Raw genomic sequence first — 12,947 nt, forward strand, 5'->3', positions numbered from 1 at the left:
AAATGCTCTCAAAAGGCGAAGGTATACATAACAAAGATGTTAAAGGCCAAGATAGCCAAGCCTGGGACAATCTGAATAAGGATCACGTGGTGTTTGTTTTTTAACTCTAACAAGGCTGCAGGCACGATGTTAAAGTTTGCTGCCATTGGAGTCATCAAGGTACCGCAGTAGCCTGACAACATACCAAGCACACCAATGATCGCCGCATTACCACCGTTTTCAAGAATTAACAGTGGAATACCAATACCAGTTGTAATCACAGCAAATGCCGCAAATGCATTGCCCATAACCACGGTAAACAGCATCATCCCCACACAGTAAGCAATCACTTTCACCAATAGCATGTTTTCAGGGATCATCATCTTAACCAAGCCCGCGACGGTTTCGCCAACACCAGCTTGATTGAATAGATAACCTAACGCGGCCAAAAATTGCGATAAAATTGCCGCCCAACCGATTGAATCAATTAGACGTCGGCCCTCGTTAAGGCTGTGCATTGGGCGGCTTTTAGTCACAATAAGCGCAACAATAATCGCCGCAATAGAGCTCACACCCAAGCCAACTAAAGCGCCTAAAGAGGTCAGTTGGCTAATTGCGACTGTCCCAACGGGCACCACAATCGCAGGGTAAAACAGTCTGTTTTTCAGTACTGAAGCACTGTCTCGACGTTCTTCATCCGAGGTTGTACCGTAATTACCAATGCCCATGAAGCCGCCCGCAGCCAATGCGGTAAGCATCAATACCATCACACCCGTAATCCAATGGGGGATCATCGCACCAAAAATAAAGGTAACGCCATAAATCAACCAAAATAGACCGCTGCCGACACGTTTTGGGTTTTGCTTATCTAAAAAGCTCTGTAGTGAGAATGCCAACAGCAAAAGACCGGTGGCTTGGTATACATACTCAAGCATGACTTAGTGCCCTTCTTTTTCTGGTTGAGATTCCGTCGAGATTTGCGCCTCGTTCGTGGTGGTGTGTTTATTCATACGAGCGCTAATAAACTTGGTGTAAATAGCGAACACAACAAAAGACATAATCGCGGTTGGCAGAGCCCAAAGAGCCATGGTTTCGAGTTTTACATCTAATTGGTTATCGCCCATCACACCTTTAATCAGCAACAAACTTCCGGTACCAATAAAGAGGTTTTGACTAAAGAAATTACCAAAGTTCTCGCTTGCGGCAGATAGAGCACGAATCGTCTGACGTTTTTCATCACTGAATTCTGGCGTCGATTTTTCAGCCGCCGCTTCTGACATTGGCGCAATAAGAGGACGAATCATTGAAGGGTGACCACCAATGTTCAAACCCATACCGTTGGTAATCTTACGTAATGCTAGGTAAGTCATTAAGATTTTACCTACCGAGGCTTTTTTCATCGAACCAATCAGCGCTTCTGCACGTTGACGCAAGCCATAGCGCTCAAGCACACCAATCATTGGTAGTACAAGAATAAACAGTGACATATAGCGGTTTTGTGTAAAAGATTGACCCAAGGTCGATAAAATGTCCTTCACCGCAAGATCTGCCACTAAACCCGTAGTGACACCAGCAACCAAAATAACCAATAGCGTGTTTTGTTTTAACGCCAATCCCACGGTTATTATTACTATGCCAATCAATGGCCATAAATCGATCATAAAATTCTCTTTTCTTCCTGTAATAATTATTCTATCAACAGAAAAATATCCCAAGTGACTTTATGATTTAGGCATCTGAGTTGTATCACCCATTTCAGATAAGAATATGAAGCGTCATCTCTTTCCAAGTCTTTGACACTAAAATTAGGCTACTTAGGAATACTGTTGATACCCGAGTATATGCAGCAAAAAAGACGTGCTTCAATCGATGTTTATTGTGCTATCCATCACAATTTTTTCTAGTAAATAGGTAGAGATCGGAGCTCTTATTCATAAACGGAGTAAGTTTGTACAAAATCAAAGTTCAGTGGTTAGTTTTTGTTCATTATTTCATCTCGATTATAATCGGTCGCTGAAAAACATTTGCACTCAGTCTCCGCAACGCTAAAGTTTCGCGAATTAATTTCATACAATTAGCACTAAGTTGGCGGATCTTATGCTGCCGACACTATGATTATTTCTATTTCAACGCAATCTGAATACATCCAGACTTATGAATGACACCGATACCAGTAAACGAGTAAGTGGAACGGATGCCGATGAGATGATTACGCTATGATGTTATTAACAGACAAGGTAAGCGAACACTAAATGGATTGACGCATAGTGAACAAAGCATACAAATATCACAACCATATACTTTGTTCACTGATGCTAGGGAGAGTTTAATCCGAGAGGTCTTCCACTGTCACAAACTGGTTGCGACCTTGATGCTTAGCTCGATAGAGGCACTTATCGGCGACAATGAACATTTCACTGTCTTGGCGTAAATCATCGATGGAACACGCTGCACTCACTCCGACTGAGATTGAGACGGGTAGCTGATGTTGCGAAAGAGCCAGAGGGGATTTACTGATTGAGTTTACCAATGATTGTGCTCGCATACGAAAATCCGGCTGATCTTGTATCAATAAGAGAAACTCTTCCCCACCCCAACGAATAAACAATTCATGTTCTTTAAGTTGACTACGCAGAATCTTAGCGACCTCTGCTAACACTTCATCCCCAACTTCATGACCATAACCATCATTGATACTCTTGAACCAATCCAAATCCACCAGTACAACGCGATACGAATGCTTGGTATTAAGAGCATAAGGCGTTTTCAATTCCTGATAATAGAGACGTCGATTGCCACCCCCTGTTAGAGGGTCGCGATAAGAAAGATCCTGCAAATATCTATTTTGACGACGATCCATGACCGAACGTGAGATAAACCATAATGTAACCAATAAAATAACCGCAAACCAGAAGGCCAAAATTCTCATCCGGTTGTCGTTTAGTTGATTCTCAAGATCGATCAATTCATTCTGGACACTAAGTAAATCACGCTCTTTTTCAACTTCCCTCACTTCGAATGCCGTTTCTAAAACGTGGAACTCATCGATGATCTGTCTGCGTTCTTTGCCGTGATAGTGTTTATATAGCTGTAAGGCTTTTTCATACTGGCCATCAGCTTCATACACACTAGCCAAAACCAAGTTGCTGCGAATCAACCATCTGTGGTGAGCAATATGTTGAAATTTATCAATACTAGCGGTCATCACCTTGATCGATTCAGAGTTTAGCCCTTGAGCATGTAGCGCTTTAGCTTGTATGTATTGGCAGATAGCCGCCTGTTTTGGCCGCTTATCAACTCCTTCATATGCCAGGCACTGCAATGCGTCTTGTTCTGCAGCTGATGCGTTGCCGAGTAATAGCTCCATTCTCGCCTTCGCCTTTAAGGCCAAAATAGAGTAATAGTTAGGTGTTTCATTGGAGAAGTAACTCATCGCCTTAAGATAAGATTGGCGCGATAAGTGAGGATCTTGTAACTGATTATAAACGTAAGATTTATTTAGATAGATGATAATCAAAACATTATCTGTTGTTTGTTCAAAATTTAGATAGAACTGCTCTGCACTCGTTAAATGCTCGAGTGCCTTATCCCAAAGCTCCAAATGGACATAAAGCAAACCAAGATTATTGTAAAAACGGCCATTGAAATCACTTTGTGGATATTTCTTGCCAAGCTCAACACCTTGGAGAAAATAACGTTGCGATTGTTTTAACTGATTGGAGGCATTATATAAAATACCAGCAGTATTATACGATTCAAGCAACAAAAACTCCGCTTGATGAGTTTCAGCCAACTTTATCGCTAGCTCTATTTTCTCTAGACCATCGCTGTAGCGATCACTCTTTAATGAAGCAACAGCTTGCTCTAAGGCTAGCTGAGCTTGCAACCAATAAATACCTTCCTCTTGCGCCAGTTCGGCCAGCTCTTGTTGGTAGTCCCGCACTTTTTGACCAAGGTTTTGTTGTTTGGCAATTTCTTGCTCAATCCAAAGTATATAAATTTGCTCGATGATGGCTGAATCTTGCGTTTGTGACGTTTGCCACTCGAGTAATTGTTGTTTAGCGGTGGAGGGCTTCGCTTCCGCTTGATGCAAAAAATTAATCAACGGATGTTGAGGGGCAATTAGCAATAATTGCGATTCAGGTGAAAGCAAAGGCTTTGTGGGGGCTTTCTCGCTCTGGCCACTAGTTTGAAATAGGAAAGACTCAATCGTTACCATAAATAAAATGGACAGCACGATCGTTAACAACACAAAAGTGAGCTTCTTGAGCATGAAAAGCAAATACCTATCGTCGAAAAATGGCTACCGATAAATCATATCGTATTCTGCTCTATTTAATACAATGACACGGGCGTAAATTTAATAGTTGCATCGTATTTATTGTAACGATTTTCATCGTAATAATCACATTTAGGCTAAGTAGATAATCGATTTGCACATATCGACCAACTTCAAGTTTGTCTTACTTTGAGTTAACACTTTAAAACGTTAGTTGCTCGAACAAGCTCAATCGACACCGATAATCAAGATCCTCCTAAGCAAAATAGTAAATAAAGGGTGATGTTCCACCCTTTATCTCTGCTTATCCGATTTGGCGCTTAATTGATTCATCTAACAATCGGTCAATATTATACACCACCCCTTCACTTGCTATTTCCATGCTTTGAAGGTGTTGCATCATGGATTCAAGATCTTCACGTTGACCAGATAGCAAAGCATCTCGACCAGAATTATGCACCGCTTCATGAGGTGAATTAATACTATTGAAGCTTGGCAATTGGCTAAAGTACTGCGCTCCAGCACCTTCAAAATACCATTTACCTAAGCGACATTCTTTATGGTTATTCACCGCACAAGCGTACTCACGCTTGTTCACCAACTGATAAACGTTATTTTTCCACACGACATGATCCAGCTTAACCGTGTTTAAGAAAGCATGTGACGATGCTGAACGGATAATCTCTTGCATGTGCTTAGATTTGCCCAATACATCATTCACCACACTGCTGATTTGTTCGGTTGAACTGGACACATCAATCGCACAATCTTGGCTAACTTGAATCGATTCTTTAATCGCTTCAACCTGAGAGAGTATCTGTTTTACAAGGTTTTCGATCTGGCCACTAGCATCTTGCGCCTTGCTGGCCAGTTTACGCACTTCATCGGCAACCACCGCAAAACCTCTGCCCGCTTCTCCTGCTCTCGCCGCTTCGATCGCCGCATTGAGTGCCAATAAATTAGTTTGCTCAGAAATGTCTTTAATCGAGCCGACTAATTTACCAATTGAAAGGGCTGTTTCATCCAAAATGACAGATGAAGATTGGCTTGTCTGTGTTTGTTGATTAATACGTTCAGTACGCTGAATCAAGCGTTCAAGCGCTTGGTTGGTTTGACTAAACATTTCACTCATTATACTGAGCGTTTGATTTTCACTGACCAAAATTTCGGCACTTTCGGCCATACTATTGCGTATTACATCCAGTAACTGTCCTCCTGAAAGCACATTGGACATGATATTGGCATCTAAACTCTGGGTACTGTTGGTTTCCTTGAGCAAGCAATTGGTTTGATCTAGCTGAGCAGTTAAATCTTCTACTTCTTCTTTATACTGTTTCTTTAACTGTTCGATTTCTTGTCTCAGCTGGTGATTTTCTTGTTTTAATTTTTTATAGAACCACACTTAAATGTAACTCCTTATTTATGAATAGACAGAAGGCTGTCACTAATAAGTTACAATTTGTATTGATTTATATCAAAAAATGATCAACAACTTTTCTCGCCTAGCGAGAATATCATTTCGACATGGTATAAATCTGAGTGGTCAGTGATATTTTACACATCACATTGGTGTCTTTACTCTAACAGTAAGTAACGCTCTCATTAGATATGAGTTATCCCACACCATTTTATTTATCAAAATAGCGTGCAGTAAAATAACCTCGCGCGATGCTAATTTATGGCTACAAAAAAGCCCAGACACTGTCTGAGCTTTTGCATATTACTGTCTATTTACACATGCTAATTTACAACGCCGTCGAATCACACTTCTCGAGTTCAGTGTTAATTCGATCGATAAACTTGCCTGTTTCAGCATATTTGGTGAAAACCATATACTCATCACCGATATAGAACTCTAAAGCGTTGCCCTTGATGTTTAGAGGTAAGTCACTATTTAATGACGCATCTAGCAGCACACCATAAAGTACTGTCGATGGTGTCATATTAAGTAGGTTATCTTTTTTCTGGGGGTTTAACGCATTCTCGTAGGCTAATTGAAGCGCTGCGGAATCCACGCCTTTATCGACATACAATACTCGTAAGCCATCTTTCTCTTTTAACACCATCGATGGCGAGCCAAATTGCTGAGTAATCGCATCCAGTGTTTTGCGTTTATCACCCTGTTTTAAAGGCTCCAATCCAGAAAAGTTCATCACAGACTGGTCTTTATATAGACGAAAACCAATACGTTGAATACCATCTTTATCTGCAGAGTCGGCTTTATTGTAAGAAACTAAACCAAAGGTAGGAAAAGGGTTTTCACTTTGAGGAAAAGCCGAAAAATCCGCTAGAGAAGTAATCCGAGTCGCCGGTTCTGAACACGTCACAATGCTTTGAGACTGAAAGTACCCAGCAGGCCCGACGTAACCATCATCATAGCCACGCTCAAAAACAAATCCGTCTTGAGTTAACTCTCCGGCTTTAGAGGCTTGAGAAAAATCCGCAATCTTAAAGCTTAGATTGTTAATCGTTGCGGATTGCAGGTCACTCCCCATTAAATCAATCTCACCACTCGGAATTTGTGTCGCATAAATTTGGCTTGACGCGAGTCCCGCCATCAACCCCATAATCAGCGTTACTTTTTTCATCACTTAATTCCTTTCTTGTTATGCGGAACACTAACAAGATAGTAAGTAAGTCAGATAATTACTATATAGCACTGAGGGATCCCCTCATAATTTCCCCAAAGCACAACCATGTTTGAATAGATTTTGAGCAAGCAGGGTTGCAGCCGCGAGCAAGTCTTCCCTCGTTATTGTGTAGCCAGAATGCCGCAAAACTTCCATCCCTAAGCGCACTGTTGAGAGTACATTTCGATTTTTGACAGTGTTAGCTTGGAAGTGCTTATCCCAACCTTGTTTCTGACCATGAACTCCAGCAAGCCAAAATGTCAGTTGAAGCATTAGGGCGATTAGCAGCATGATATCAAAGCGCTCTGAGCTGCTAGTTCGGCTATGACGGAGGCCTAAACCGTAGGCTGGGCTTTTCAAGTCTCGGAAGGTTTCTTCAATTTGCATACGCTTCGAGTAGAGCCTAACAAGTTGCTTTGGTGTTCGGATTTCAACGGGCAAGTTAGTCGCTAAAACCCATGGTTCTTTTGTCGAAGCGGAGTAGATTTTAGGTGACGGATGATGACAATTAGTCCGTGTCGAACGCTGATTTTTTCGGCCTTTAGGACGTGATTTATACAGTGCAATTTGACATGAAATTGGGTTGCTCTTAGTCAACCTCTTATAGCCTAAAGTCTTTGAGCGACTTGAGGATATGCTATGTAAGTTGCTGATAGGTTGCCAGTTTTCCGCACCTAAATCTGCATATTGCACTTTCCCTCTGACTCGACTTAACCAGTACCAACCTAGCTTTTCAACGGATTTATACCATGGCACTTTAAAGCCAGCATCACTGACAATGAGCGGTGTAGTGTTACTCGGTAGAATGCTTGCAAGGTCGGCTAGAAATTGGTCATGAGCCTTCTTTGAACATTGCTCTGAAAGCGGAAAGGCTTTCTCATAAAGAGTAATAGAACGACCATGTAGTGCCACCGAAGCCCGCAATACCATAAGCCGTTTTTGCTCACGAATATCAGACCAGTCAACAAGAACAATGGGCATCGAATTACCTGAACAGATAAAGCTGGCATGCCAACGGTATACAGCGAGTCGCTCTTTGTGCAAGTGACGATTACCTAACAATCTGTCGATTCGTTTGATGTTATGTTTTGTTCTGGCTTTCGTTGGCAGGTTACGACCAAGTTCGGTAAGAGTGAGCGTTTTACATTCAAGTAATGCGTGGCAAGCCAGCGTTAAACTGTTGAGTCGTTTTAAGTGCAATTCAGGGCAGAATTGGTAAAGAGAGTCGTGTAAAATATCGAGTTCGCACATCTTGTTGTCTGGTTATTGATTTTTCTCAGAACCATTTGATCACATGACAAGATGTGCATCTACCTTAAATTTATGATTTTTATCAAAATCATTAGGGGATTCCTCAGTATATAGCATATGCTCAAACTAACTTTTTACAATGAAAGCTATTGATTTAAAAGAAATTCTGATTTAGTCAAACAGACCTCAGAAAACCGCTCATTCATGTTTTACTGAGCAATAGTAGAAATGCCCCTATCTTTTAGAGGCATTCAAACTGAAACACATAGGATGTTGAGCCAATTGTCCGATAGTGAATAAGAAGGACACACATCATAAAGTAACCAAAGTATGGTTTGCTGATAACCTCGTGGTAAGTTCGGACATTGAGTCTTGCCGCTTTATTTAAGTCTTTTACTCTTGAGAGGTTAAACACCACTCGAGGCCAACGATGACGACAGCCAGAAGACAACAGATATCCATCGATGCGACACCCTATTATCACTGCGTTTCTCGCTGCGTCAGACGTAGTTTATTGTGTGGTATTGACCCGCTAACAAAGCAAAACTTTGAGCATCGACGCGAGTGGATCAAAAACAAAATATATGCACTCTCGCAAGTCTACTGCATCGATATTTGTGCTTATGCGATTATGAGCAACCACTATCATCTGGTCGTACATATCAATCGAGACAAGGCTGCAGCTCTTTCTTACCATGAAGTAGTCGAGCGCTGGCAGCAAGAGCACAAACTCCCAAGCCTTTTGTCACGTTGGTTATTGGGGCAACTAACCAGTGAGGCGGAAACAGAAGCTTGTCTGTTAATCATTGACGCTTGGCGCGCTCGTTTATGGAGCCTTAGCTGGTTTATGAAAGAGCTCAATTTTGATATTGCTTGCCAAGCCAATAGAGAAGAAGATTGTAAGGGGCATTTTTGGGAAAGCCGCTTTAAAAGTCAGGCTCTGCTCGATGAACAAGCACTCGCTGCGGCGATGGCTTATGTCGATTTAAACCCATTGAGAGCGGGCATTGCCAAAACGCCAGAAACCTCAGAATTCACTTCGATACAAGTCAGATTGAAAGCGTTAAATAATCAACAAGAAACCGCTCCTTACCTGCACCCGTTTATCGGTAATCCAACCAATGAAAAACTCGATGGCATTCCCTTTCGGCTAATGGATTATATTGAACTGGTGGATTGGAGTGCGCGCCAATTTCGAGAGGACAAAGCTTGTTTAGAGGCCAATGTGCCGCCGATACTGCAACGGCTCAACCTAAACCAGCGCACTTGGCTCAAAGCCTGCACTGAACTAGAGCGTCATCGTAGTACCGCCATCGGTTGTCTCTGCACTGTCGAGCCAGCCAGAAGTCACTTAAACAAAAAACGGATACATCTGTTTCGCTTAGATGGTTGAATATCGCCGATTTACTCTCTTCATAAAACGACCACAGCCAACGAATGACCATCTTCGTTTACCTCCGTTCGCGCCAACCCAACTCCATTTAACCAATACCGTATTTTTCCACCAGATAAACGCTAAATGAGCAGCAATTTAAAGAGTATGATTACCTTGATACTGCACGATATCTCGGCACTATGATTTCTCTATATAGTGTCTGTCCTGTTTGTACCCGTGTCTGTCCTTTGTACCCGTGTCTGTCCTTTGTATAGAAGACCATTAAAAAGCACCATTGATGGGGGAATTTTAGGCGTTAGTGGGCTACTCGATAGAAGAAATGAATTGAGCTGTTACGAACAATCAATTCAATTTCTTATGGTGATCAATACCGTGGATGATCGTCATATTTCAAAGGTTGTACCACACTATCTAGACCTTCAACCTTAAGGGCTAAACACAGTTGCATCAGACGCCCCAACTCCCCTTCAGGAAAACCCTTCTTATCGAACCAAAGCAAATATTCTTCTGGTAAATCAATCAACACTCGCCCTGCATATTTACCAAAAGGCATCTGCATACGCGCTAACTTGATGAGGTTTTGTTTTTCGAGCATTAGATCTTCTAACTGTGGTGTTATCTTGAGTTAAGATTAACAGACAAAGAACTCTTTCGGCAGAGGTATTCTAGCTCAAATAACGCAAAGAGGTATTTTCTCTCTCGCTCATAAACATAGCGGTTACGGCTGCTGCCAACCTTGCATAGTGATACCTAATCGATCTACCCAGTAATCGATCGCGTCTTTGGCATCATCAAGGGAATCAATCATGGTCGAAATATCTTTATTTCCCGCTTGTCGGTCAATGGCGGCGAATAAGGGTTTACCGGACATAGCGTCACTGACCAACAACTCAATACTCGCACTACCGACGTTGGTGTGTTCACCGGTTGTGACTTTTGAAATGGTTGAGATCGCTAAGCCAAATGGCAGCACACTACTTGTGACCGCTAAGATTGGATTAGGGGTTTCGACATTACTCAGTGCGATACTGAGTCGTAAAGAGTGCTTGGTGGGTTGATCAACCACTGACTTGTAAGGCGAAATCTTATGCTTGATTTTTTCGACTAAATAATGACTTAACTCATCAATCTCCGCTTGGCTAAGCGACTCATCTTCGACAATCACGATCACCTCATCGATCACTACCGAATCATATTCGGCCAACTTACGTTGCAACCGCGAAGCATCACGTAGCCCCATTTTAACCCACACAAGATCGACACCGCCTTCAGGGCCGGGACTAAAATCTTGATACGATGTAAACGAGGTGGCTTTAGTTAACGGGCCCGAAGCGCAACCAGCCAGTAATAACAATGTTGCGAATAGCCACCAAACTCGTTTTGTTCTCATCAGCACTGGTCTCCAATTTATTTATTGGTACATCATACCTTAAATGAATTGTCCATGCTGATTATTTAACCGTTTATTCGCTCATTGGACGAGCCCGTTATGCGGGTTGAAATACCGTATGTAAATACTCCACCACGACCTGATTTCCGTCAATATAGGCACGCTTGATTTCCCCATCCACTGTCATGCGGCTTTCTAAGTACACTTCTTTCACGTTCGGCTGCGTGCGCAGTGATGGGACAACTCGGTGAGATTCCAAGTTAAGCAAATTACAAAATCGTGATACGAACGCCATCGAAAGTGGTCGTTCACCTCTCAAAATACTCGAAAACTCTAATTGATTCATACCCAGTTTCTTGGCGAACTCCATCTGGGTTAGGCGCATTTTAGATTTCTGTGACATCCAAACTTGGTATAACGCTTCGTTGTCTTTTACGGTAAATTCCATGATGAGTTCCTACACTGCTTTCGCCTCGATTCGGGCGCATTCATTTTGACGTTATTGTGGCGTTTTCAACGGGTATAATGTCAGTGTAAGGTAAGCGAAGTTTAAGGATTCAAGCAAATTGCGGCTTATTGAATAAGCTGCGAGGATATAATGTAACTAAGTGAAACAAGTCTCGAAAATAGCGGGCTCTTGCCCGCTCGAATGATCATTCAGGGTAATAGAGATGAGGGCAAATTATAACCAACTCGCCACTAAGCGTTTAAACCAATCAATAATGCGTTTAACGAAGCCGCCCTCTTCAACGGGATCTAATGCCACTAATTCAGCGCTAGCCACTTCATCACCATCGACACTGTAAATCACTTTACCAATCACTTGCTCGCTCTGAATTGGCGCAATCAAATCACCATCATAAAGCAGTTCAGCCTTAACCTTGCTCGCTTGGGATTTTGGTAGGGTAATAAACACATCATTGGCGACACCAACGCTGAGCTCATCACTGTCCCCCATCCAAACTCGCGCTTTAGCAATCTCTTGCCCTGCATCACCCGCAGAGACCGTATCAAAAAAACGGAAGCCGTAGCTCAACAGTTGCTTACTTTCCGATTCACGACTTTTGGTGCTAGACGAGCCCATCACAACCGAAATTAAACGCATATCACCGTTCGTCGCAGACGTCGCTAAGCTATAACCCGCGCCACTAGTGTAGCCTGTTTTCATGCCATCCACATTTAAGCTTCGGTCACGAAGTAAGCCATTTCGGTTGTATTGCGTTATGCCGTTATAAGCAAACTCCGTTTCACTGTATAGCGAATAAATGGTTGGCAGATCGCGAATGATTGCTTGGCTCAGCAACGCGATATCATACGGCGTAGAATACAGCCCATCACTGTCTAAACCATGTGGGTTAGTAAAAGCGGTATTGTCCAGGTTTAGCTTTTCTGCCCAATTGTTCATCAAGCCAACGAAAGCATCTTCACTGCCCGCAACATGCTCGGCAATCGCCACACTGGCGTCATTGCCAGATTGCACAACTAATCCACGATACAGATCCATTAGCGAGACTTCAGTACCCACTTCAATGAACATCTTCGAAGAATCGGGAAAGTTCTTAGCCCACGCTTTTTTACTGATCGTAACTTGGTCGTCTAAGCTGACATTACCAAAATTAACCTCCTGTCCCGCAACATAAGCCGTCATCAACTTAGTTAAACTCGCTGGGTTTAAAGTCTGATGGGCGTTTTTCTCTACCAATACTTGTCCGGTATTGTAATCCATCAAAATATAACCCTTCGCACCTAGTGCTGGAGCATCAGGCGTGATCGACGGTGCGGCAATCGCAGCAGTTGAACCTAAAGTTGCTGTAATACAAACCGTCTTGATGAAACGTTTTTTGTTCATGGCACTCTACCAATTAGGAGACTTCACTCAGTATATTCAAAGCGTAGCTACTTGCAGCACTACTGTTACGCTTAGTTACGGTTATACAAGGTTTGAGGCAAATTAATGTGATATCGGTTGAAGGGTATAAAAAAGCCAGCATTCAAGCTGGCTTTCCATACAAATAATAAATG

Annotated in this window: 11 protein-coding genes; 1 reads left to right on the forward strand and 10 read right to left on the reverse strand. The window is 42.4% G+C overall.

Going from position 1 to position 12,947, the window contains the following annotated elements:
* Positions 1-8: 8 nt before the first annotated feature.
* The 6 genes from RJD38_RS15240 to RJD38_RS15265 form a co-directional block, all read right to left on the reverse strand.
* Positions 9-914, reverse strand: a complete 906-nt coding sequence (locus tag RJD38_RS15240) for a DUF979 domain-containing protein (protein ID WP_065546475.1) — start codon at positions 912-914, stop codon at positions 9-11.
* A gap of 3 nt (positions 915-917) precedes the next feature.
* Positions 918-1,640, reverse strand: coding sequence for a DUF969 domain-containing protein (locus tag RJD38_RS15245; RefSeq protein WP_065546476.1), 723 nt, complete (start codon positions 1,638-1,640; stop codon positions 918-920).
* A 665-nt stretch (positions 1,641-2,305) separates the two neighbouring features.
* Positions 2,306-4,252 (reverse strand): GGDEF domain-containing protein, encoded by a 1,947-nt coding sequence (locus tag RJD38_RS15250; protein ID WP_065546477.1) that lies wholly within the window; start codon positions 4,250-4,252, stop codon positions 2,306-2,308.
* A gap of 310 nt (positions 4,253-4,562) precedes the next feature.
* Complete coding sequence (locus tag RJD38_RS15255) at positions 4,563-5,660, reverse strand: methyl-accepting chemotaxis protein (RefSeq protein ID WP_005598253.1); 1,098 nt, start codon at positions 5,658-5,660, stop codon at positions 4,563-4,565.
* 343 nt (positions 5,661-6,003) lie between these two features.
* On the reverse strand, positions 6,004-6,846 hold the full coding sequence (locus RJD38_RS15260; protein ID WP_065546478.1) for a hypothetical protein: 843 nt from the start codon (positions 6,844-6,846) through the stop codon (positions 6,004-6,006).
* An 84-nt stretch (positions 6,847-6,930) separates the two neighbouring features.
* Positions 6,931-8,139 (reverse strand): IS4 family transposase, encoded by a 1,209-nt coding sequence (locus RJD38_RS15265; protein WP_032073033.1) that lies wholly within the window; start codon positions 8,137-8,139, stop codon positions 6,931-6,933.
* A gap of 514 nt (positions 8,140-8,653) precedes the next feature.
* Here RJD38_RS15265 and RJD38_RS15270 point away from each other — a divergent pair.
* On the forward strand, positions 8,654-9,532 hold the full coding sequence (locus tag RJD38_RS15270) for a transposase (protein WP_065546479.1): 879 nt from the start codon (positions 8,654-8,656) through the stop codon (positions 9,530-9,532).
* Positions 9,533-9,899: 367 nt separating this feature from the next.
* Here the strand turns inward: RJD38_RS15270 and RJD38_RS15275 are convergent, their stop codons facing one another.
* The 4 genes from RJD38_RS15275 to RJD38_RS15290 all read right to left on the reverse strand — a co-directional run bounded on the left by RJD38_RS15275 (position 9,900) and on the right by RJD38_RS15290 (position 12,774).
* Complete coding sequence (locus tag RJD38_RS15275) at positions 9,900-10,130, reverse strand: DUF3820 family protein (RefSeq protein ID WP_005598258.1); 231 nt, start codon at positions 10,128-10,130, stop codon at positions 9,900-9,902.
* A gap of 123 nt (positions 10,131-10,253) precedes the next feature.
* Complete coding sequence (locus RJD38_RS15280; protein WP_065546480.1) at positions 10,254-10,925, reverse strand: DUF3313 domain-containing protein; 672 nt, start codon at positions 10,923-10,925, stop codon at positions 10,254-10,256.
* A gap of 97 nt (positions 10,926-11,022) precedes the next feature.
* Positions 11,023-11,373 (reverse strand): helix-turn-helix domain-containing protein, encoded by a 351-nt coding sequence (locus RJD38_RS15285; RefSeq protein WP_065546481.1) that lies wholly within the window; start codon positions 11,371-11,373, stop codon positions 11,023-11,025.
* A 234-nt stretch (positions 11,374-11,607) separates the two neighbouring features.
* The gene (locus tag RJD38_RS15290) at positions 11,608-12,774 is read right to left on the reverse strand and encodes a D-alanyl-D-alanine carboxypeptidase family protein (RefSeq protein ID WP_065546482.1); all 1,167 of its coding nucleotides are present in this window, start codon (positions 12,772-12,774) and stop codon (positions 11,608-11,610) included.
* Between the last annotated feature and the right edge of the window lie 173 nt (positions 12,775-12,947).

The sequence above is a fragment of the Vibrio scophthalmi genome (assembly GCF_040869025.1).
Taxonomy (GTDB): domain Bacteria; phylum Pseudomonadota; class Gammaproteobacteria; order Enterobacterales; family Vibrionaceae; genus Vibrio; species Vibrio scophthalmi.

Bases quoted from the DNA above. Each gene is read 5' to 3' on its own strand.
- RJD38_RS15245 (WP_065546476.1), bottom strand. From the start codon at position 1,640: ATGATCGATTTATGGCCATTGATTGGCATAGTAATAATAACCGTGGGA.
- RJD38_RS15250 (WP_065546477.1), bottom strand. From the start codon at position 4,252: ATGCTCAAGAAGCTCACTTTTGTGTTGTTAACGATCGTGCTGTCCATT.
- RJD38_RS15240 (WP_065546475.1), bottom strand. From the start codon at position 914: ATGCTTGAGTATGTATACCAAGCCACCGGTCTTTTGCTGTTGGCATTC.
- RJD38_RS15290 (WP_065546482.1), bottom strand. From the start codon at position 12,774: ATGAACAAAAAACGTTTCATCAAGACGGTTTGTATTACAGCAACTTTA.
- RJD38_RS15275 (WP_005598258.1), bottom strand. From the start codon at position 10,130: ATGCTCGAAAAACAAAACCTCATCAAGTTAGCGCGTATGCAGATGCCT.
- RJD38_RS15260 (WP_065546478.1), bottom strand. From the start codon at position 6,846: ATGAAAAAAGTAACGCTGATTATGGGGTTGATGGCGGGACTCGCGTCA.
- RJD38_RS15265 (WP_032073033.1), bottom strand. From the start codon at position 8,139: ATGTGCGAACTCGATATTTTACACGACTCTCTTTACCAATTCTGCCCT.
- RJD38_RS15280 (WP_065546480.1), bottom strand. From the start codon at position 10,925: ATGAGAACAAAACGAGTTTGGTGGCTATTCGCAACATTGTTATTACTG.
- RJD38_RS15285 (WP_065546481.1), bottom strand. From the start codon at position 11,373: ATGGAATTTACCGTAAAAGACAACGAAGCGTTATACCAAGTTTGGATG.